17 protein-coding genes and 2 tRNA genes are annotated in these 20,594 nt (G+C 72.5%); 15 read left to right on the plus strand and 4 right to left on the minus strand.

What is annotated here, in order from left to right:
* Nucleotides 1–233: 233 nt before the first annotated feature.
* Nucleotides 234–1,673 carry a polysaccharide pyruvyl transferase family protein gene (locus ACSU53_RS20965; protein ID WP_437029910.1) on the minus strand — a complete coding sequence of 480 codons (1,440 nt, stop codon included), beginning with the start codon at nucleotides 1,671–1,673 and terminating at the stop codon, nucleotides 234–236.
* Nucleotides 1,674–1,919: 246 nt separating this feature from the next.
* Between ACSU53_RS20965 and proB the strand changes: the two genes are divergently transcribed.
* The 5 genes from proB to ACSU53_RS20990 all read left to right on the plus strand — a co-directional run bounded on the left by proB (nucleotide 1,920) and on the right by ACSU53_RS20990 (nucleotide 7,224).
* Entirely contained in the window at nucleotides 1,920–3,095 is a 1,176-nt protein-coding gene (proB, locus tag ACSU53_RS20970) for a glutamate 5-kinase (protein ID WP_437029912.1), read from the plus strand.
* 133 nt (nucleotides 3,096–3,228) lie between these two features.
* Nucleotides 3,229–3,696: a hypothetical protein gene (locus ACSU53_RS20975; RefSeq protein ID WP_432057732.1), complete on the plus strand. Its 468-nt coding sequence runs from the start codon at nucleotides 3,229–3,231 to the stop codon at nucleotides 3,694–3,696.
* Nucleotides 3,697–4,105: 409 nt separating this feature from the next.
* Nucleotides 4,106–5,392, plus strand: a complete 1,287-nt coding sequence (locus ACSU53_RS20980; protein WP_437029915.1) for a glutamate-5-semialdehyde dehydrogenase — start codon at nucleotides 4,106–4,108, stop codon at nucleotides 5,390–5,392.
* Between the two features lie 95 nt (nucleotides 5,393–5,487).
* Nucleotides 5,488–6,060 (plus strand): hypothetical protein, encoded by a 573-nt coding sequence (locus ACSU53_RS20985; protein ID WP_437029917.1) that lies wholly within the window; start codon nucleotides 5,488–5,490, stop codon nucleotides 6,058–6,060.
* A gap of 87 nt (nucleotides 6,061–6,147) precedes the next feature.
* The gene (locus ACSU53_RS20990) at nucleotides 6,148–7,224 is read left to right on the plus strand and encodes a hypothetical protein (RefSeq protein WP_437029918.1); all 1,077 of its coding nucleotides are present in this window, start codon (nucleotides 6,148–6,150) and stop codon (nucleotides 7,222–7,224) included.
* A gap of 367 nt (nucleotides 7,225–7,591) precedes the next feature.
* Here ACSU53_RS20990 and ACSU53_RS20995 read toward each other — a convergent pair whose 3' ends face one another.
* A complete protein-coding gene (locus ACSU53_RS20995) occupies nucleotides 7,592–8,743 on the minus strand; it encodes a M48 family metallopeptidase (protein ID WP_437029920.1) in 1,152 nt (383 codons plus the stop codon).
* Between the two features lie 311 nt (nucleotides 8,744–9,054).
* Here ACSU53_RS20995 and ACSU53_RS21000 point away from each other — a divergent pair, with 311 nt between their 5' ends.
* From ACSU53_RS21000 to ACSU53_RS21040, 9 genes are all read left to right on the plus strand, one after another.
* A complete protein-coding gene (locus ACSU53_RS21000; RefSeq protein ID WP_437029922.1) occupies nucleotides 9,055–9,219 on the plus strand; it encodes a hypothetical protein in 165 nt (54 codons plus the stop codon).
* Nucleotides 9,220–9,301: 82 nt separating this feature from the next.
* Nucleotides 9,302–10,003 carry a nicotinate-nucleotide adenylyltransferase gene (gene nadD / locus ACSU53_RS21005; protein ID WP_437029924.1) on the plus strand — a complete coding sequence of 234 codons (702 nt, stop codon included), beginning with the start codon at nucleotides 9,302–9,304 and terminating at the stop codon, nucleotides 10,001–10,003.
* A gap of 16 nt (nucleotides 10,004–10,019) precedes the next feature.
* Nucleotides 10,020–11,855, plus strand: coding sequence for a LytR C-terminal domain-containing protein (locus ACSU53_RS21010; RefSeq protein ID WP_437029926.1), 1,836 nt, complete (start codon nucleotides 10,020–10,022; stop codon nucleotides 11,853–11,855).
* 156 nt (nucleotides 11,856–12,011) lie between these two features.
* Nucleotides 12,012–12,464: a ribosome silencing factor gene (rsfS, locus tag ACSU53_RS21015; RefSeq protein WP_437029928.1), complete on the plus strand. Its 453-nt coding sequence runs from the start codon at nucleotides 12,012–12,014 to the stop codon at nucleotides 12,462–12,464.
* Nucleotides 12,461–13,129 (plus strand): histidine phosphatase family protein, encoded by a 669-nt coding sequence (locus tag ACSU53_RS21020; RefSeq protein WP_437029930.1) that lies wholly within the window; start codon nucleotides 12,461–12,463, stop codon nucleotides 13,127–13,129. Before rsfS ends, ACSU53_RS21020 begins: the two co-directional genes overlap by 4 nt.
* A 130-nt stretch (nucleotides 13,130–13,259) precedes the next feature.
* A tRNA-Ala gene (locus ACSU53_RS21025) sits at nucleotides 13,260–13,332 on the plus strand.
* 201 nt (nucleotides 13,333–13,533) lie between these two features.
* Entirely contained in the window at nucleotides 13,534–13,707 is a 174-nt protein-coding gene (locus tag ACSU53_RS21030; protein ID WP_362089666.1) for a hypothetical protein, read from the plus strand.
* Between the two features lie 3 nt (nucleotides 13,708–13,710).
* Complete coding sequence (locus tag ACSU53_RS21035) at nucleotides 13,711–13,944, plus strand: hypothetical protein (protein ID WP_004988233.1); 234 nt, start codon at nucleotides 13,711–13,713, stop codon at nucleotides 13,942–13,944.
* A 124-nt stretch (nucleotides 13,945–14,068) separates the two neighbouring features.
* Nucleotides 14,069–14,141, plus strand: a tRNA-Ala gene (locus ACSU53_RS21040).
* 120 nt (nucleotides 14,142–14,261) lie between these two features.
* Here the strand turns inward: ACSU53_RS21040 and ACSU53_RS21045 are convergent.
* Together ACSU53_RS21045 and ACSU53_RS21050 are read right to left on the minus strand one after the other, a co-directional pair.
* Nucleotides 14,262–15,872, minus strand: a complete 1,611-nt coding sequence (locus ACSU53_RS21045; protein WP_437029933.1) for an NADH-ubiquinone oxidoreductase-F iron-sulfur binding region domain-containing protein — start codon at nucleotides 15,870–15,872, stop codon at nucleotides 14,262–14,264.
* Nucleotides 15,869–17,143 carry a cytochrome b/b6 domain-containing protein gene (locus ACSU53_RS21050; protein ID WP_437029935.1) on the minus strand — a complete coding sequence of 425 codons (1,275 nt, stop codon included), beginning with the start codon at nucleotides 17,141–17,143 and terminating at the stop codon, nucleotides 15,869–15,871. The genes ACSU53_RS21045 and ACSU53_RS21050 overlap by 4 nt, the downstream gene beginning before the upstream one ends.
* Before the next feature lie 536 nt (nucleotides 17,144–17,679).
* On the opposite strand from ACSU53_RS21050, the gene leuS reads away from it, so the two are divergent.
* Nucleotides 17,680–20,553 carry a leucine--tRNA ligase gene (leuS, locus tag ACSU53_RS21055; protein ID WP_437029937.1) on the plus strand — a complete coding sequence of 958 codons (2,874 nt, stop codon included), beginning with the start codon at nucleotides 17,680–17,682 and terminating at the stop codon, nucleotides 20,551–20,553.
* Nucleotides 20,554–20,594 lie beyond the last annotated feature (41 nt).

Raw genomic sequence — 20,594 nt, forward strand, 5'->3', positions numbered from 1 at the left:
CGGGCGCCCCAAGTTAACGCGCGACGGCCTCCTGACGACACGCAGGTGTCCTGAACACCCCGTGGTGGACCGGTCCGTGCTAGGAGGGTGTTCGTCACAGCCCCACGGTGTCGCGGTGCCCGGCTTCCGCTCCCTTCGAGGGGGATCCGGCCGCGGGCCCGCTCCGGCGCCGTGCGGTCGTCGGCGCCGGAGCGGGCCCGCGGGGGGGGCGTTAGTCGCCCCGACCGGTGTGGTCAGGCGGTCCCGTCGCCCTTCGAGGAGGGCTGCCGGCCCGGCTGGAGCGCCCGGCGCAGCGGGCCGCCCACGGCCCGGCGGGCCCGGCGGTAGACGGACGTCCTGGACGCGATGCCCGCTGCCGCGCTCGCCGCCTTGGCACTGGCCTTCGCGGACTTCACACGCGCGAGTTCGCGCTTCAGCTTGGTGTTGTCCGCGGTGAGTTGGGAGACCCGCCCGTACATCCAGGCGAGCCGCTCGGTGAGTTCGTCCGTGTCGTTGCGGAGCCAGGGCCGGACGCTCTCGGGGAAGGTCACGGACCGCATCTTCTCGTCGAAGGCGGCGCCGCCGTCGCCGTGCGTGAAGGTGTTCTGCAGCCCGTTCTTGTCGAGGAACGCCGTGAACCGGTCGAAGCGTTCGCGGTGGTTGCCCATCAGCGGACCGAAGTCGGCCTTCTCGTAAAGCTCGGCCGGGTCGGTGTCCGGGGCGGTCCGGTCGAGCTGCTGGTGCGGGATCTCGAAGTACCGGCACAGCTCCAGCGTGCGCGAGTCGAAGGCCAGCACGGTGGCGGGCGTGCCCGCGAGCAGCGCGGCGATGTTGCCGTGGATGCGCGAGCCGAAGGAGTAGTCGAAGTCCCGCAGGTCGTCGAACCACGTCCGCGGGTCGATGTACACGCGGACCTTGTCCTCCTGGTACATCGGGTGCTCCGGGTGGGTCGGCATCAGCTTGATGCGGCCCGCCGGGGAGTTGACGTCCCGCCAGTGCAGCTGCTTGGCGTCGGTCAGGTTCTGGCCGATGTAGCGGAGGTTGGGGTACCGCTGGTGGGCCAGGTCGACGATGCGGTGCAGTCCGCCGCTGCGCATCGCCGTGTGGGAGCCGTTGACCGCGATCCGCGAGTCGGGGGTGAGGGCGTCGGCCTTCTTCTCCACCCGCAGCTTGTCGCCGTGCAGGAACATCGACGGGCAGCCGATGACCTCCACGTCGCGGAAGCCCATCTCGTTGAGGTACTGCTCGGTGAACTCGCCCCGCACGCCGATGGACGCGCTGCGTTCCAGGACCGCCGAGCAGAAGGCGCGCACCGTCGGCTCCATGGCCTTCAGCCGGGCGGCGTCGTAGTTCACCCCGCTCTGCGCGCCGACGCCGAGGACCACGACCGGGATCCTGAGCTTGCCGATCAGCCGGGTCAGGCGCTGCAGGGAGGCCTCGAAGGAGGGCCGGAAGGCGTTGGCCAGCGGCACCACGAACGCGTCGTACTCCTCGTTGATGCGCCCGGCCGCCGCCGCGTCCGCCCCCATGCCGTTGGAGACGACCTCGGTGTCCGGCGTGGTGAGGATCTTGTGTGCGGCGTCACTGAAGATCAGGTTGCCCGAGTTGGTGGCGATGACATCCCGGTGGAGAGCCTCCTCCACGGGTACGACGTCGAACGGGTTCTTGCCCGAACGGATCAGGATGCGTCTCACGAAGGGCCCTTCACGATCTTGAAATGACACAGGTGTTCACAATATGTTTGTCAGTTCTTTAATTTCTAGAGGCAACCAATGCAACCTTTTTCACATGCGCGGTACGTGAGCTTCCGGTTACCGCCGGCACACCCTCCGGCGCCGCCCGCCCGCCGTCTTGGGGGATGGACCGACGCGCGACGGCGGGTCCCCTTCGCGTAGATTGCCGACCGGTGGCCGAACGCACATGAGGGGCAGTGGAACAGCGTGGCAGGGGCAAGACACACCGTGAGCGGGGCCCGCAGGATCGTCGTCAAGGTCGGGTCCTCCTCGCTGACCACCGCCTCGGGCGGCCTGGACGCGGACCGCGTCGACGCCCTGGTCGACGTGCTCGCCAAGGTGCGCAACCAGGGGACGGCCCCCAGTGCCCCGGCCGACGGCGGCGGGAAGCGGGGCGGCGGCGAGCGGGAGATCGTCCTCGTGTCCTCCGGTGCCATCGCCGCCGGGCTGGCCCCCCTCGGGCTGGCCCGACGCCCCCGCGACCTCGCCCGCCAGCAGGCCGCCGCCAGCGTCGGCCAGGGCCTGCTCGTCGCCCGCTACACCGCCTCCTTCGCCCGCTACGGCGTGCGGGTCGGCCAGGTGCTGCTCACCTCCGACGACATGAGCCGGCGCGCCCACCACCGCAACGCCTCGCGCACCCTGGACAAGCTCCTCGCCATGGGCGCCTTCCCGATCGTGAACGAGAACGACACGGTCGCCACCGACGAGATCCGCTTCGGCGACAACGACCGCCTCGCCGCCCTCGTCGCCCACCTCGTCCACGCCGACCTGCTGGTGCTGCTCTCGGACGTCGACGGCGTCTACGACGGCGACCCCGCCAGGCCCGGCACCTCCCGGATAGCGGAGGTGCGCCGCCCCGAGGACCTCGCCCACGTCGAGATCGGCAGCGCCGGGAAGGCGGGCGTCGGCACCGGCGGCATGGTGACCAAGGTCGAGGCCGCCCGCATCGCCGCCGCCGCGGGCATCCCGGTGGTGCTCACCAGCGCCGTCCACGCCGCCGACGCCCTCGCCGGCCACGACACCGGCACCTTCTTCCACCCCACCGGCCGGCGCTTCGCCGACCGGCTGCTGTGGCTGAAGCACGCGTCCACCCCGCAGGGTTCCCTCACCCTCGACGACGGGGCGGTGCGCGCGGTCGTGGACCGCCGCATGTCGCTGCTGCCGGCCGGCATCGCGGGCGTCGACGGCGACTTCAGTGCCGGTGACCCGGTCGAGCTGCGGGACACCACGGGCCGTGCGGTGGCCCGCGGACTGGTCAACTTCGACGCGAAGGAGATCCCCCGGCTGATCGGCCGCTCCACCCACGAACTCGCCCGGGATCTCGGACCCGCGTACGAACGGGAAGTCGTACACAGGGACGATCTGGTGCTTCTGCATCCGTAATCGGCCGAAACATCCGCCCTCGGTGGTGGACGTTCCGCAAAACCGCCCCGCGAGCCCCGGCGGCCTGCTCAACTTTGTCCCAGGGACACATCCGCCCGACCCGCGGGCCGGTCCGTGCGCGAAGGAGGCCGTCGTGAGACGAGTACGCCCTGGGACGACGGCGTCCCGCGGTGGTGCCGGCTCCCGGGCGGCCGGCGAGGAACGCACCCTCACCAGCGTCGCGGCCGGGGACCGCTTCGAGGGCGGCGAGCCCCGCGACCTGCCGCGGCTGTGGCACGTCACCCTCAGCGTCTCCGGCGCCCGCGCCCCCATCGAGGACGTCCGCCGCGCCCTGGAGCAGCTCGCCCACGACCACCCCTTCCTGCTGACCAGCCGCTACGCCGACGACCACGCGGAGATCCGCTACTGGGAGGAGGCCCGCGACCTGCACGACGCCGCGGCCGTGGCCCTGCGCCTGTGGGGCGAGCACCGGCTGACCGCGGGACTGCCGCCCTGGGAGATCGTCGGGCTGGAGGTCATCGACCGGACCACCTACCACCAGCGGGTCGCCGAGGGCCACGGCCCGGTCCGCGCCCATCCCGTCGGGGTGCACCCGTTCTGAACCCCTCCCGGCCCCCGTTCCGCGCCCGGCCACCTGCCTGCCGCCTGTCGGCGCGGCGGTGACGCCGGCTGATCCCCGCCGCCGCTGGTCCCCGCCGCCCGGGCGCGACGCGCGGGCCCTGACGGGGGACGTGACGGGGGACGTGACGGGGGACGTGACGGGATCCGCCCGGGGGAGCCGTCCCCGAGACCGTCCCGTGGTCGATCCATGACCGTCGCACGATCGCCCCGATGCCGTCCGATGCCGTCCGGGGCCGTCCGGGGCCGTCCGGGGGCGGTCCGGAGGCCGGGCCGGGGCCGCTCGGGAGCCTCCCCGGGGTCCGCCGCGGCACCGTCCGGGGGCAGAGATCCGCGTCTCGGCGTGTGGGACAAGAGCCGGGTCCCGCCCGCTTCCGCACTACCCTTCCCTCATGACCACGCTCTCGCCGCTCGATTCGATGTCCCCGGTCAATCAGGCCGCCTACCGGGCCAAGGGCGCCGCTGCCATCCTCGCGCCGCTCACGCGCGCCGAGAAGGACGACGCACTGCTCGCCATCGCGGACGCGCTGGAGGTCCGCGCCGGTGAGATCGTCGAGGCCAACACCCAGGACGTGGCCAAGGCCCGCGAGGCCGGTGTCGGCGACGGCATCATCGACCGGCTGACCCTGACCCCGGAGCGGGTCCGCGCCATCGCCTCCGACGTGCGCGACGTCGCCGCGCTGCCCGACCCCGTCGGCGAGGTCGTCCGCGGCTCGGCCCTGCCCAACGGCATCGACCTGCGCCAGGTCCGGGTGCCGCTCGGGGTGGTCGGCATGATCTACGAGGGCCGGCCCAACGTCACGGTCGACGCCGCCGCCCTGTGCCTGAAGTCCGGCAACGCCGTCCTGCTGCGCGGCTCGTCCTCCGCCTACCGGTCGAACACCGCCCTGGTGCGGGTGCTGCGCGACGCCGTGCACGGCGCCGGGCTGCCCGCCGACGCCGTCCAGATGGTGCCGGGCGAGAGCCGCGAGAGCGTCCGCGAGCTGATGCGGGCCCGCGGACTGGTCGACGTGCTCATCCCGCGCGGCGGCGCCTCCCTGATCAACACCGTGGTGCAGGAGTCCGTCGTCCCGGTCATCGAGACCGGCACCGGCAACTGCCACGTCTACGTCGACGCCCAGGCCGACCTCGACATGGCCGTCGAGATCCTGATCAACTCCAAGGCCCAGCGGGTCGGCGTGTGCAACGCCGCCGAGACCCTCCTGGTGCACCAGGACATCGCCGCCGACTTCCTGCCCCGCGCCCTGGACGCCCTGGCCGACGCCGGGGTCACCGTGCACGCCGACGAACGCGTCATGGCGTACGCCAAGGACTCCCGGGCCACCGTCGTGGAGGCCACCACGGAGGACTGGGAGACCGAGTACCTCTCCCTCGACATCGCCGCCGCCGTGGTCGACTCCCTCGACCGGGCGGTCGAGCACATCCGCCTGTGGACCTCCGGGCACACCGAGGCCATCGTCACGGCTTCGCAACAGTCCGCGCGGCGGTTCACCCAGCTGGTGGATTCCACCACCGTCGCGGTGAACGCCTCCACCCGCTTCACCGACGGCGGCCAGTTCGGCTTCGGCGCGGAGATCGGCATCTCCACCCAGAAGCTGCACGCCCGCGGCCCCATGGGCCTGCCCGAGCTGACCAGCACGAAGTACATCGTCACCGGCGACGGACACGTGCGGCGCTGACCGGACCGCGGCGGCGGACCGGCCGGGCGTCGCGGGCCGCAACCGGCGCGGACGGCGCGGACGGCGCGGACGAGTTTCCGTACCGTCTGCCCAAATTGACCCCCCAGGTCTACTCTGGATCCGTGCCGGAGGACGTGGGGGGCACGCCGTTCCCGGACGGCTGGGAGCCCGACGACGACCACGACCGCGGGGTGACGGACGAAGAGTTCGCCTCCGTGGTCTTCGACGAGGACTTCGTCCGCGCGGCCCGGGTGCACGAGCCGAGCGCCGTCGAGCGCCTGCTCGCCGCCGCCCGGGCCAGAGCCGAGGCCGCCGAGGCGGAGGCCGCCCGCGGGGGGCGGTACCCCGGCCGCCACGGCCACCGCGGCGCCCACGGCCCCGACGGCCCGGACGACGACCCGGACGTCCTGGAGGACCACCACGGGGCGCGGCCCTACGGCGGCCAGGCCCGCTGGCACCGTCCCGTCGCCTGGATCCTCGCCCTCGTGATGGGCATCGGCATGGTCGCGCTGGCCTTCTCCGCCGTCTACCGCGGCGGCTCCTCACACCGCCAGGAACCCGTACCGGCGCCCACCTCGACCGTCCCGGAGGGCGGCGGCACCGCCGCCCCGTCGGCCTCCGCCGACTACTCCCGGCCGACGGTCCCCGTGATCCCGCAGGGCCCCTGAGACCCGCCGCCGGCGCGGTGAGGACACGTCACGACGTGCGGCCCGGCGGGGCGTTTACCCGACGGCGCCGGGACCTACCCTGAAGGTATGGCAGGGCCTGCGGACCCACCCGAGGGGACCCCCGAGGGCGCCCCCGGGGGCGGTGAGGACGAGTACCGGTCCGTCGTCTTCGACGAGTCCTTCGTCCGTGCTGCCCGCCTCCAGGAGTTCTCCGCCGAGGAACGCATCACCGACCACGCGCCCGCCGTGCGCGACCGGCCCCCGCCGCGCCGGGCGGCCGGACCGTCCCGGCAGGCCCTGGTCCTCGTCGTGCTGATCGCCGTCGCCTTCGGCACGGCCCTCTACATGGGCGTGCGCCACCCGTACCAGTCGCCCGCGGCCCGGGAGCCCGCCGACCCCCTGCGCATGACCGTCGTCCCCCTCGCCCCCCGGGGGACGGTGCCCGGCGCCGCGGACGCCGCACGGCTCTACGCCCGCAGCCCGGCGGCCGCGTTCGCCACCGGCGCCGAGGGCATCACGCTGCCCGCCTCCCGGCGCACCGCGCACTTCTCCGACGGCCAGGTGGTGAGCGCCCTGACCACCGCGAAGGACTACATCGTGCGCTCGGCCCTCGACCCCCGGGTGCTGACCGGCGGGGACACCCGCCCGGTGCGGGTGCTGCTCGACCCCGACCAGCTGGCCCAGTTCGACCGCAGCTTCGCCCGCCCCACCGGGGACGGCCGGCACGCGCCCACCGGATGGCTGGTCCGCTTCGACCCCTCCCGCGCGGAGCTGGCCGACGACCGGGTCCGCGTCCGCGGCACGCTCCAGGCCGCCGAGACCGACGCCGACGCCCTGGAGGTCACCGCCGACCACACCTCCGTCTACGCGCTGCGGCCGCCCGGTGCCGGGGACGGAGCCGAGGTGTCGCTGTTCACCGTTCGGCGCGAGCTGCACTTCCGCTTCGACCACGACGACCTGCGCGCGCACCAGGCCCAGCTCGTCCTCGCCCACGTCCAGGCGGGCCCGCTGTCCTGCTCCGAGGACACCACCGGCCACCTGCGGCCGCTGCTCGCCGGCCAGAGCGCCGACCCGGACGGCCCGGCCGGCACCGACCCCTACGCCGGCGACGTCGCCCCCGCCCTGTGCGGCTCCCTGGCCGGGGCGGCCCAGCCGAGACCGTGAGCCGCCCCGCCCCCACCCCGAGCGCGCATCGCAGGGGACGGGACGGGGCCTCCCTGCCGGACTGTCCGCCGGGCCGCCGTACGCCCCGGGGGCCGGCGTTACGCCGTTACGCCGTTACGGCGATACGCCGGTACGCCGTTTCTGCGAACGCGCCGGACGCCGGACGCGCCGGACGCCGGACTGACGGAACCCGGGACCGGGACCCGCGCGCACGCCCGGCCCCGGAGCACCGTGAGCGCCGACGGGCGCCGGTCGCGCCCACGCCGGGAACCCGGAGCACGCGCCCGCCGCCGGGCGCCCGACGCGCGAACGCCGGGGGCGGGCAGGCCCCCGGCGTTCCGGGTGTCGCGTCACCGCCCCCGGCGGCTCAGGTGTCGTCGCCCGGCGGACGGCTGCCGTTCGCGCCGCCGCTGCCGTCCGTGCCGCCGGTGCCGTCCGACGGGCCCTTGTCCTCGGGCCCCCGCGAGGATCTCGTGCCCCCCGAGGCGAAGCCGCCGAAGCCCCGGCGGACGCGTTCGCCCAGGTCACCGGCGCCGCCCGCGATGTCGTTGACCAGCTTCATCAGCGGGTCCTTGGAGTTCTTCACCTCGCCGGCGTAGCTGCTCGCCGACTCCCGCCAGGAGTCCCGCACCGAGGCGTCCTTGTCCTCCTCGCGGCGCGGGTAGTGACCGTCCATGATCCGCTGGAAGTCGCGGGAGGCCTGCCACTTCTTCAGCTCGGCGGCGCGCACCGTCGTGAACGGGTGCGAGCGGGGCAGCACGTTGAGGATCTTGAGCACCGAGTCGCGCAGGTCGCCCGAGGCCTCGTACTCGTCGGCCTGCTCCAGGAACGCGTCCACATTCATCTCGTGCAGGTGGTTGCCGCCCGCGATCTTCATCAGGCCGCGCATCGACGCCGTCAGGTCCTGCCCGACCAGCAGCCCCGCCCGGTCCGCGGACAGTTCCGACTTGCGGAACCACTCGCGCAGCGCCGTCACGATGGCCATGATCGCGATGTTGCCCAGCGGGATCCAGGCGACCCGGACCGCCAGCGACGTCAGGAACAGCAGGATCGTCCGGTACACCGCGTGCCCGGACAGGGCGTGCCCGACCTCGTGGCCGACGACCGCCCGCATCTCCTCCTCGTCGAGCAGTTCGACCAGCCCGGTGGTCACCACGATGATCGGCTCGTCCAGGCCGATGCACATGGCGTTGGGGTTCGGGTCCTGCTTGACGTACATCGGCGGGACCTTCTCCAGGTCCAGGATGTAGCAGGCGTCCCGCAGCATGTCGTTCAGGTGCGCGAACTGGCGGTCGGAGACCCGCACCGAGTCGGACAGGAACAGCAGCCGCAGGCTGCGCTCGGGCAGCAGGCCGCTCAGGGCCTTGAAGACGGTGTCGAAACCGGTCAGCTTGCGCAGCGCCACCAGGGCGGAGCGGTCGGCCGGGTGTTCGTAGGCACGCGAGGAGATCCCGGGGAAGCGCCTGCGCTGCCTGCTCGGCACGCTCTCGTGCCCGTTGTGCTGATGGCCGTCGGACATCTTTCCCCCAGTGCGTCTGAGTGACTGTGCGGATCCCGTGCCGCCGTGTGCTCCTCCGAGGCGGTCCCAGCCTAGGCGGAGTCGGTGCGATCGGGCAGTGCGGACGGGCGTACGGCCGGGCGGACCGCCCCCGGAACACCGCCGGGCTCCAGGCACAAGGACGACGCAGCCCCGCGGATGGTTGCCTGCCCCGCCCGTCGCGGACGCGTCGCCGCACCACGACGGCGGAGTCGGCGTGATCACCGGAAGGGCCCCCGCTTACGATGTCCGGACGTCCTTGTCCCGCCCACAAGCGATAGGTCCTGCCGAAGATGAGCATCCAGAGCACCGCTGCCCAGTTGGTCACTCTCGCCGCCGAGGGCGGAGAGCACGGCGGCAACCACGAAAGTCTCAACCCCTACCTCGCCGGCGGCGGAGCCCTGTTCGTGCTCCTGCTGCTGCTGTTCATCACCACCCGCTTCAACCGCGACCGCTGAGCCCCTCGGCGGCTGCCGCCGCGACGGGCCCGGACGGGGCATCCGGAACGGGCCGGTAGGGTCTGCTCGCATGGAGCAGGACATGCCTACCGGCCCGGCGGACGGCACGGCCGGTGAGACGACACGCGGCGACGGCGGGCACCGCCCCGCGCCCCGCCGCGCGGCCGACGGCCCGGGGAGCGGCCCGGCCGGGCAGGGCAAGCGCCGTCTGGGCGTCATGGGCGGCACCTTCGACCCGATCCACCACGGCCACCTGGTCGCGGCCAGCGAGGTCGCCGCGCGCTTCCACCTCGACGAGGTGGTCTTCGTGCCCACCGGCCAGCCGTGGCAGAAGAGCCACCGCACGGTCACCCCGGCGGAGGACCGCTACCTGATGACGGTCGTCGCGACGGTGGAGAACCCGCAGTTCTCGGTGAGCCGCATCGACATCGACCGCGGCGGCCCCACCTACACCGTCGACACCCTGCGCGACCTGCGCGCGCTCAACCCCGACACCGACCTGTTCTTCATCACCGGCGCCGACGCCCTCGCCCAGATCCTGACCTGGCGCGACAGCGAGGAACTGTTCTCCCTGGCGCACTTCATCGGCGTCACCCGGCCCGGACACCACCTGAGCGACGCCGGACTCCCGGAGGGCGGCGTCTCCCTGGTCGAGGTGCCCGCCCTCGCCATCTCCTCCACGGACTGCCGTGCGAGAGTCGCCAAGGGAGACCCCGTCTGGTACCTGGTGCCGGACGGAGTCGTGCGCTACATCGCCAAACGCGAGCTGTATCGCGGCGAGTGAGCCGAGAGGGGCACCGGTGAACGACGGATACGACGCGGGGTACGGGAACGGCGGGGACGGCGCGCAGTACGAGCTGGTCGGCTACGACGCGTACGGACAGCCGGTCTACCGGCAGGTCCAGGCCCCGCAGCAGCCGCCCGCCCACGACCCGTACGGCTCCTACGACCCCTACCACCAGCAGCAGACCGCCGCCCCCCGGGCCCCGCACCAGCGGCAGGACGCGCCGGGCCACGGCTACGGCCACGACCCGTACGCCACCGGCGCCGGCCAGCAGCAGCCCGGCCACCACGACCCGTACGGCGACCCGCACCACCGGCCCGCCCACGACCCCTACGGGACCCCGCAGCAGCCGTCCGCCCAGGACCCGTACGACCCCTACGGCTCCTACGACCCCTACGGCTCCTACGGGCAGGGCGGCGGCCCGGCAGCCCCTTACGACCCCTACGGCGACCCCTACGCGCAAGGCGCACCCGGCGGCACCGGGCAGCAGGCCCGGGCCGCCGAGCAGACCGCGCACATCCCGCAGCAGGCCCGCCCGGTGGACGACGAGGACGCCCCGGCCCCGGACGACGGCGAACCGGAATACCGCACCGAGCAGTTCGCCTTCGTCGAGGAGCCGGACGGCGACTCCGAGGACGTCATCGACTGGCTGAAGTTCACCGAGAACCGCACCGAGCGCCGCGAGGAGGCCAAGCGCCGGGCCCGCAGCCGCGTCATCGCCCTGACTGTGGTGTTCGCCCTGGTCGTCGCCGGCGGCGTCGGCTACCTCTGGTACGCCGGGAAGCTGCCCGGCCTGTCCGGCTCCGGCACCGGTACCGGCACCACCACGGCCGCCGGCGCGCAGAAGCGGGACGTGATCGTGGTCCACCTGCACGACACCAAGAAGGGCGGCACCGCCACCGCCCTGCTGGTCGACAACACCACCACCAAGCAGGGCACCACCGTCCTGCTGCCGAACTCCCTCGCCCTCACCGCGGACGACGGCACCACCACCACGCTCGCCAAGTCCGTCGAGGACGACGGCTCCGGCGGCACCCGGGGCGCCCTAGACGCGGTCCTCGGCACCGACATCGAGGGCACCTGGCGCCTGGACACCCCCTACCTGCAGAACCTCGTCGACCTGGTCGGCAACATCGACATCGACACCGACGCCGACGTGCCCGACCCGTCCGCCAAGAAGAAGGGCGAGGCGCCCCTGGTCAGGAAGGGCAGCAGCCAGACCCTCAGCGGCAAGATGGCCGTCGCCTACGCGACCCACCGGGGCTCCGGCGAGACGCAGAACGCGCAGCTGGAGCGGTTCGGACAGGTCATGCAGGGCGTGCTGCGCAAGATGACCTCCGACCCGGACGCGGCGACGCTCACCGTCCAGACGCTGGGACAGATCATCGAGCCGCCGCTGACCGACAAGGACCTGGGTTCCTTCCTCGCCCGGCTCTCCGACCTCGCCAAGGGCGGCGACCACACGACCGCCCTGCTGCCCGTGGAGGACGACGGCACCCTCAGTGCCGAGGCGAGCGACGAGGTGGTCAAGAAGGTGCTGGGGGGCACCGCGAAGAGCCCCGACCAGGACGCCGCCGTCAGCGTCTCGGTGCGCAACGCCACCGGTGTGAAGGACCACACCGAGAAGGCCCGCGTGGTGCTCCTCAACGGCGGCTTCACCTTCCTGGAGGGCGGCACCGCGAGCGCCGAGGCGACCTCCGAGGTGGTCTACGCCGACGCCGCCGACAAGGAGAACGCCTCCGAGGTCGCCAAGACCCTGGGGCTGCCCGCCTCGGCCGTCACCAAGGGCAAGATCTCCGCCAACGCCCGCGTCGCGGTGGTCCTCGGCCAGGACTACGACCCCGGGTCGTAGAGGGGCGTGTCCCGGGGGCGCGGCGGAGTGCGCCCCCGGGCCGTGGGCGCGGCCGGGGCCCGGCGCACCCCGCCGTGGTCACGCGTTATCGCGTGGGGCGCGCCGGCCGGTCCGTGAGACCCTGGGGACAACCGACCACCGACCGAAAGCCGTGCAGTGACCGCAACCGACCGTTCCCTCCAGCTCGTCACCACCGCCGCCCAGGCGGCCGCCGACAAGCTGGCGCACGACATCGTCGCCTACGACGTCAGTGACGTGCTGTCCATCACCGACGCCTTCGTGCTCGCCTCCGCCCCCAACGACCGTCAGGTCAAGTCGATCGTCGACGAGATCGAGGAGCGGCTCGCCAAGGAGCTCGGCGCCAAGCCGGTGCGCCGCGAGGGCGACCGCGAGGCCCGCTGGGTGCTGCTCGACTACGTCGACATCGTCGTCCACGTGCAGCACAGCGAGGAGCGCGTTTTCTACGCCCTGGAGCGGCTGTGGAAGGACTGCCCCGAGCTGGAGCTGCCCGCCGACGCCGTGGCCTCCCGCGGCAAGGCCGAGGAGCACGCCAGGCAGCTGGAGGCCGACGCCGCCGAGGCCGTGGAGCCGGGTGGTGAGTGGCGGTGAGCGCCGCCACCGCCGACGCCGGCCGGGCCGGCCGGGGCCGCCGCGTCATCCTGTGGCGGCACGGCCAGACCTCCTGGAACGTGGAACGCCGCTTCCAGGGAACCACCGACGTGGAGCTCACCGAGACCGGTGTCTCCCAGGCCCGCCGCGCGGCCCGGCTGCTGGCGGGCCTGCAGCCGGACGCGATCGTCGCCTCCGACCTGAAGCGGGCCGCGGCGACCGCGGCCGAGCTCGCCGCGCTCACCGGCCTGCCGGTGACCCACGACGAGGCGCTGCGGGAGACCTACGCGGGCTCCTGGCAGGGGCTGACGCACGACGAGATCATCGCCCGCCACGGCGACGAGTACCGCGCCTGGAAGCGCGGTGAGCCGGTCCGCCGGGGCGGTGGCGAGCTGGAGAGCGAGGTCGCCGACCGCGCCGCTCCCGTGGTGCTGCGGCACGTGGAGAAGCTGCCCGAGGACGGCACGCTCGTCGTGGTCAGCCACGGCGGCACGATCCGCACCACCATCGGCCGCCTGCTCGGTCTCGCCCCGCGCGACTGGGAGAGCCTCGGCGGCCTCACCAACTGCTGCTGGTCGGTCCTGGGCCAGGGCGCCCGCGGGTGGCGCCTGCTGGAGCACAACGCCGGCACCCTGCCGGAACCGGTGCTCGGCGACGACGACTGACGGCCCGCGGCCCGGTCCCGGCGCGGCCCGGGGCCCGGATTTCACTTTCCGGCAGGTCGCAGGCTAAAGTTCTTCTTGTTCGCCCCGCCGAGCGGGGCGAAACACCATGTGAGCCGATCACATGGGGCAAGGGGCTATAGCTCAGTTGGTAGAGCGCCTGCATGGCATGCAGGAGGTCAGGAGTTCAATTCTCCTTAGCTCCACATCGCGAAGATCCCGTCCTCCCCCAGAGGGCGGGATTTTTCGTCGCCCTCGCTTTGAGCAGGAACGCTCCGCGAGGCGTATACCTCGACGAGGCGCCGGGCCGTGTCCCGAACGGTATCCCGGCGTCGCTGACCGTATTGGCCCGGTCGTGGCAGAATCAAACGGCCGAAGGGGGCGCGGCCCGACGGGAGGGAGTTGCGATGCCTGCGAGCATCTTCGGGGAGGGCGACCGCCTCCTCGGAGCGGTGGTGACCCGACGCACCTCGACCCGACTCGCCTGCCCTTCCTGCGGTTCCGCGCACGTCGCCCAGGTCCTCGGGGACAACGGAGGCATTTCCTACGTGTGCACGGCCTGCGGCCACAGCTGGAGCTGAGCGATGGGTGCACACAGGCGGAAGTGCGACTGGTGCGGCAGCGGGACGCCGATCGTACGGGACATGGAGCCGCTCAACCCCGAGTACCAGTACTGGTGCGAGGAGTGCGCGCGGGCGCTGATCATAAAGGGCGACCCCATCGAGACGTACCGCGAACTCGAGGGCGAACCGATCTACGGTCGGCTGCTGGAGGAACACTGCACGCTGAAGCGGTTCTACTCGTTCGTCACGGCCTGAGACGGCTGGGAGCCCCGCGGGCATTTGGGGCATAGCCGAGCGAAGCGAAACCGATTTGGTGTTGGCCCGGGTGGACCGTGTAAAGTTGGCGTCGCCGCCGGGGAAACCGGGCGGAACGCAACACGGGGCTATAGCTCAGTTGGTAGAGCGCCTGCATGGCATGCAGGAGGTCAGGAGTTCAATTCTCCTTAGCTCCACAGAAGTCGAAGGCGGATCATCCGGGAGGATGGTCCGCCTTCGGCGTTGTGTGCGGGGCCGACGGCCGGACGGCCCGGAGCCGGCCGAGCGGCCCGGGACCGACGGCCCCGGGCCCGGTCTCAGCGGCCCAGGGCGCGCCGGCCGCGGCCCTGGGAGAGCACCGGCAGGTTGCGCGAGGGCGCCTTGGCCCGCGGCGCCTCGTCCTCGATGCGCAGCGCCAGCGCGGGGCAACGGCGCACCGCCCGCAGGGCCTTGGCCTCCGCGAACCGCGGGACCTCGGCCTGCGCCACGGTCGGGAAGCCGTCCGCGCCGAGCTGGAAGACCTCGGGGAGGATGTCCGCGCACAGGCCGTGGCCCCGGCACAGCGTCCAGTCCACGTAGATCTTCTGGCGGCTGGGGCCGTTCTCCTCGCCTCCGCCCCCGGGGATGCCCGTAGGGGCCCTGCCGCCCTCGAACAGCGGCAGGACGCCCGCCACGGGCCGTCCGCAGCCGTTGCCGAGGACGTGGGCGGCGAGGTCGTCGGTGAACGCCTTGACGGTGGACTCCAGGAACATGGCGGAGCCGTCCGGGTGCGAGCACGCGCCGCGCCGCTTCACGTTCTTGGCGACCTGCTTGACGGCCTCCAGGGCGGCCGGGCCGCCGCCGTTGAGGATGTCCTCCAGACCGCGTGCGGCGGCCGGCAGGCCCAGGTAGCAGGGGCCGCACTGGCCGGCGCTCTCCTCGGCCAGCCACTTCGCCACCATCAGCGACTCGCCCAGCGGGCAGGTGTCCTGACTGATCGGCAGAATCGCCCCGGCGCCCAGCGAACCGCCCACCGCGTCCAGCGAGTTGCGGGAGACGATCGCCTCGTTGACGGTGGCCGCGTCGATCCACTTGCCGTGGTAGCCGCCGGTCAGCACGCCCTGCGGCACCGGGGGCGCCCCGGCCAGCTGGAGGACGTAGCGCAGCGGCACGCCCGTGGGCACCTCGACCACCATCGGGCGGGCCACCGCCCCGGACACCGTCAGCATGACGGTGCCGGGCTCGTCGTACAGGCCGGTGTTGCCGTAGCGCTCCGGGCCGATGCGGGCCGCGATGGCGAGCTGGGCGAACGTCTCGGCGTTGGACAGCAGGGTGGGGGCGCCGCCGACGCCGTTCTTCGAGGCGCTGGTCTTGCGGCCCGGCGGGATGGCCGGGCCGCCGTCGATCGAGCGGATCAGGGAGGCGGCGGCGCCGGTGACCATCCGCACCGGGTTGCGCTGCACGCGGGCGCGCAGCGCCGACCGGCGGCCGTTGTTCAGGCCGCGTTCGGCGAGCGCGGCCTCCATGGAGCGCTGGGTGGACTCCCGGGTGACCCCCACCACGAGCGTGCGGGCCCCCATGGCCTCGGCGCACAGCAACGCGCCGTCCAGGATCAGGTGGGGGGCACGGTTGATCATCACCGTGTCCTTGCGGCAGGCCGGTTCGTCCTCACTGCCGTTGACGACGACGACCGGCCGGACGCCGCGCTTGATGGCTGTCTCGGCGACCGAGCGCAGCTTCTTGTGGAAGGGGAAGCCCGCGCCGCCGCGGCCCCTGAGGTTGATGCGTTCGGCGAGCTGGGCGAGCTGTTCGCCGCCCATGGGTTCGAGCGGCCCGTGCACCTTGAGGTGCATGGGGAGGTCGAGCCGGTCGACAAGGTCGAAGCCCGACGTGAGCTGGGGAAGGCCGACGACGCGGACTTCGGGGACGTCGGGCAGGGCCTCGTTCACTTAAAGCCTCCGGAAGGCGTGTTCCAAGGTTCGCCCGATCCCGGTGCGTCGAAGTCGTAGGTGGACGACGGCGACGCACCGGGGCGTGTTTCAGTGGCGGGACCGCTGTTGTACGTGTCATCCGGGTTGTACGTGCCGTAGAGGCCGTTCGTCTCACCGGTGTCGTACACGTCACGTGAACCGTACGGCGCCGCGGGCGAATTGTCGTAGGTGGGGATGTTGTATCCGGTGTCCTGGAGGGGGTCGTAGGCCGACGGCGGTGCCTCGCCGACGGGGGGCGGGGACGGGATCGGCCAGTTGCCGGAGGTGCTGGAGGGCCCGTCCACCCGCGGGACGGCCTCCGTCACCTGGAGGTCCGGCGGCAGTTCCATGCGGGCGGTCCGGTCCGCCGCGAAGGGCTGCTGCGGCGCCGAGGGGGCGGAGGGCGCCGACACCGCGCGGTAGGCGGCGGCGAAGCCGTTCGCGGGTTCCGGGGCGGGCCGTTCGGCCGTCTCGTACAGCGACCCGGAGGCGCCGGACGGGCCGGCGAACCCGGACGGCGTGCCGCCGCGCGGCTGCCGGGACTCGCGCGGGCTGTCGTACCCGGCGAGCGCGCCCTCGGCGGCCCGGGAGCGGCTCTCCTCCAGCCGGTCCCGGCCGCCCTGCTGGTCGAGGCCGGCGACGAGGCCGGCGAGCCGGTCGGCGATCTTGCGCTTGACCGGGCGCGGGGCGGCGCGCAGGACGAGCGCGGTCATCACGCCGAGCACGGACAGGCCGTACAGGATCAGGAAGACCGGCTTGGCCTCGCGACCCGCGTAGAGCCCGTGCACGAGGGCGGCGCACCAGGCCGGGTAGGCCAGCATGTGCATCGCCCGCCAGCGCGCGGCGACCGGCGCCGGGGTGGCGAAGCGGTTGCGCAGGATGCCGGTGATGCCCACGAAGATCATCAGGAAGCCGGCCAGGGTGCCCAGGCCGATCAGGAAACTTCTCCCCATGACGGTCTCGTCGTCGGTGAGGGCCAGGCCGAAGGGGATCACCGCCGCGATCCAGGAGACGTGCTCCTGGCCGATCTTGATACCGATGTGCACCAGCAGGAAGACGATCGAGGCGACGGCGGTCGTCCGGTGGACCGCCTGGGCCAGGATCCGCTGGCGGGGGCCGAGCAGGATCCGGTCCTGGGCCACCAGTCCCCAGATCACCGAACAGCTCAGGCAGACCAGCGACAGGACGCCCACGCCGAAGCTCAGGAACTCGGCGAGCCAGTCGTCCGCGGTGCTGTCGTGCGGATTCATGACGCACCTCCCGGCGTCATGACTCGGAGCGGGCACAGCAAATCCGCAGCCGACCTGCCCCGTGCGGGAGGTGGGCTGCTGTCCGGGCGACGGTTCATGGGGCAACTCCGAGGTATCGGTAAAGCGGTCCCGGGGCGAACTCTAAGCCCGGTCGTACCGATCAGTACGAGGTTTGAGTTATTGCGCTGTTACCAAAGGATCATCGGCTTGTTGTGATGCCCCTTAGTGTCTGTTACGCGAAGTAACCTTTGACTGAACTTCAGTAAATACGGCGGGACACCGGCCCGGGAGGCGGCTTTCCCCGGCTTTCCCCGGCCCTTCCGGCGCCCGGAACGGCGTCGCGACCGCCCGCGGGCCTGCGGTACCCTTGCGCCATGCGTGCCGTACGCCTCCTGCTTAGCGAGCCGCGCTGATCAGTCCCGACCGCCGGTGATGGACGGTCGGAATCGGCGCGGCGTCCCCTCCTGTGCGAGGGGTTTTTTCATTTCCGGCAGCCGCAGGCGCAGGCAGAGACGATCGATGGAGCTTTGAGGATCATGAGCGAGACGAACCCCGCGGCCGCGGAGGCCGCGCCGTACCGCTACACGGCCGCCCTGGCCGCCGAGATCGAGGCACGCTGGCAGGACTTCTGGGACGCCGAGGGCACCTACGCCGCCCCCAACCCCAAGGGCGACCTGGCGGGCGACCCGGAGCTGGCCGCCCGGCCCAAGAAGTTCATCATGGACATGTTCCCGTACCCCTCCGGTGCGGGACTGCACGTCGGCCACCCCCTGGGCTACATCGCCACCGACGTCTACGCCCGCTTCCAGCGCATGACCGGGCACAACGTCCTGCACACGCTGGGCTTCGACGCCTTCGGCCTGCCCGCCGAGCAGTACGCCGTGCAGACCGGCACGCACCCGCGCGTGTCCACCGAGGCCAACATCGAGAACATGACGTCCCAGCTGCGCCGGCTGGGCCTGGGCCACGACAAGCGCCGGTCGTTCGCCACGATCGACCCGGACTACTACAAGTGGACCCAGTGGATCTTCCTGCAGATCTTCAACTCCTGGTACGACGAGGACGCCCGCCGGGCCCGCCCGATCGCCGAACTGGTCGAGCAGTTCGCCTCCGGTGAGCGCCCCGTGCCCGGCACCGACCGCGCCTGGGACGACCTGAGCGAGGCCGAGCGCGCCGAGGTCCTGGGCGAGTACCGGCTGGCCTACGCCTCCGACGCGCCGGTCAACTGGTGCCCCGGCCTGGGCACCGTGCTGGCCAACGAGGAGGTCACCGCCGAGGGCCGCTCCGAGCGCGGCAACTTCCCCGTGTTCAAGGCGAAGCTGCGCCAGTGGAACATGCGGATCACGGCCTACGCCGACCGCCTGCTGGACGACCTGGACGCCCTGGACTGGCCCGAGGCCATCAAGCTGCAGCAGCGCAACTGGATCGGCCGCTCCGAGGGCGCCCGCGTCGACTTCCCCATCGACGGCGAGAACATCACCGTCTTCACCACCCGCCCCGACACCCTGTTCGGCGCCACCTACATGGTGCTGGCGCCCGAGCACCCGCTGGTGGAGAAGTTCACCCCGGCCGCCTGGCCCGAGGGCACTCACGACGTGTGGACCGGCGGCCACGCCACCCCCGCCGAGGCCGTCGCCGCCTACCGCGCGCAGGCCGCCTCCAAGTCCGACGTCGAGCGGCAGGCCGAGGCCAAGGACAAGACCGGTGTCTTCACCGGCGCCTACGCCGTCAACCCGGTCAACGGCGAGCGGGTGCCCGTCTTCATCGCCGACTACGTCCTGATGGGCTACGGCACCGGCGCGATCATGGCCGTCCCCGCGCACGACTCCCGCGACTTCGCCTTCGCGCGCGCCTTCGAACTGCCCATCGTCTGCGTGGTGGAGCCCACCGACGGCCGCGGCACCGACCCGGCCGCCTGGGACGACGCCTTCGCCTCCTACGACGCGAAGGTCATCAACTCCACCGGCGACGGCGTCAGCCTGGACGGCCTGGGCGTCGCCGAGGCCAAGGCCCGCATCACCGAGTGGCTGGAGCGCGAGGGCCGCGGCGAGGGCACCGTCAACTTCCGCCTGCGCGACTGGCTGTTCAGCCGTCAGCGCTACTGGGGCGAGCCCTTCCCCATCGTCTACGACGAGGACGGCGTCGCCCACGCCCTGCCCGAGTCGATGCTGCCGCTGGAACTGCCCGAGGTCGACGACTACTCGCCGCGCACCTTCGACCCGGACGACGCCGACACCCAGCCCGAGACCCCGCTGTCCCGCAACGAGGACTGGGTGAACGTCACCCTGGACCTGGGCGACGGCCGCGGCCCGCGCCGCTTCCGCCGCGAGACCAACACCATGCCCAACTGGGCCGGTTCCTGCTGGTACGAGCTGCGCTACCTGGACCCGCACAACTCCGAGCAGCTGGTCGACCCGGAGATCGAGCAGTACTGGATGGGCCCGCGCGAGGGCATGCCGCACGGCGGCGTCGACCTGTACGTCGGCGGCGCCGAACACGCCGTGCTGCACCTGCTGTACGCCCGCTTCTGGTCCAAGGTGCTGTACGACCTGGGCCACGTCTCCTCGGCCGAGCCGTTCCACAAGCTGTTCAACCAGGGCATGATCCAGGCCTACGTCTACCGCGACAGCCGCGGCATCGCGGTGCCGGCCGCCGAGGTCGAGGAGCGCGACGGCGCCTACTGGTACCAGGGCGAGAAGGTCTCCCGGCTGCTGGGCAAGATGGGCAAGTCCCTGAAGAACGCGGTCACCCCGGACGAGATCTGCGCCGAGTACGGCGCCGACACCCTGCGCCTGTACGAGATGGCGATGGGCCCGCTGGACGTGTCCCGCCCCTGGGACACCCGCGCGGTCGTCGGCCAGTTCCGTCTGCTGCAGCGGCTGTGGCGCAACATCGTCGACGAGGCCACCGGCGAGCCGACCGTGGTCGACGCGGAGCCCGACGAGGACACCCTGCGCGCCCTGCACAAGGCCGTCGACGGCGTCCGACAGGACCTGGAGGGCCTGCGCTTCAACACCGCCATCGCCAAGGTCACCGAGCTGAACAACCACCTGACCAAGGCGAACGGCCCGATCGCGCGGTCCGTCGCCGAGGCCCTGGTGCTGCTGGCCGCGCCGCTGGCCCCGCACATCGCCGAGGAGCTGTGGCGCAAGCTGGGCCACACCGACTCGGTGGTCCACCAGGACTTCCCGGTCGCCGACCCGGCCTACGTCGTGGATGAGACGGTGACCTGCGTGGTCCAGGTCAAGGGCAAGGTCAAGGCCCGGCTGGAGGTGTCCCCGGACATCTCCGAGGACGAGCTGGAGAAGGTCGCGCTGGCCGACGAGAAGGTCGTGGCCGCGCTGAACGGTGCCGGGATCCGCAAGGTCATCGTGCGGGCGCCGAAGCTGGTGAACATCGTCCCGGCGTGAGCGCCGCGGGAGCCCTCCGAGGGCTCCCGTCCGCGGCCGGC

The sequence above is a fragment of the Streptomyces sp. enrichment culture genome (assembly GCF_964273255.1).
Classification (GTDB): Bacteria; Actinomycetota; Actinomycetes; order Streptomycetales; family Streptomycetaceae; genus Streptomyces.

What these genes read in the sequence shown, in the direction of transcription:
- ACSU53_RS21050 (WP_437029935.1), bottom strand. Translation starts at nt 17,143, where the DNA reads ATGAATCCGCACGACAGCACCGCGGACGACTGGCTCGCCGAGTTCCTG.
- ACSU53_RS20980 (WP_437029915.1), top strand. Translation starts at nt 4,106, where the DNA reads ATGACCACGCTCTCGCCGCTCGATTCGATGTCCCCGGTCAATCAGGCC.
- leuS (WP_437029937.1), top strand. Translation starts at nt 17,680, where the DNA reads ATGAGCGAGACGAACCCCGCGGCCGCGGAGGCCGCGCCGTACCGCTAC.
- ACSU53_RS20990 (WP_437029918.1), top strand. Translation starts at nt 6,148, where the DNA reads ATGGCAGGGCCTGCGGACCCACCCGAGGGGACCCCCGAGGGCGCCCCC.
- ACSU53_RS20995 (WP_437029920.1), bottom strand. Translation starts at nt 8,743, where the DNA reads ATGTCCGACGGCCATCAGCACAACGGGCACGAGAGCGTGCCGAGCAGG.
- ACSU53_RS21000 (WP_437029922.1), top strand. Translation starts at nt 9,055, where the DNA reads ATGAGCATCCAGAGCACCGCTGCCCAGTTGGTCACTCTCGCCGCCGAG.
- nadD (WP_437029924.1), top strand. Translation starts at nt 9,302, where the DNA reads ATGCCTACCGGCCCGGCGGACGGCACGGCCGGTGAGACGACACGCGGC.
- ACSU53_RS21030 (WP_362089666.1), top strand. Translation starts at nt 13,534, where the DNA reads ATGCCTGCGAGCATCTTCGGGGAGGGCGACCGCCTCCTCGGAGCGGTG.
- ACSU53_RS21035 (WP_004988233.1), top strand. Translation starts at nt 13,711, where the DNA reads ATGGGTGCACACAGGCGGAAGTGCGACTGGTGCGGCAGCGGGACGCCG.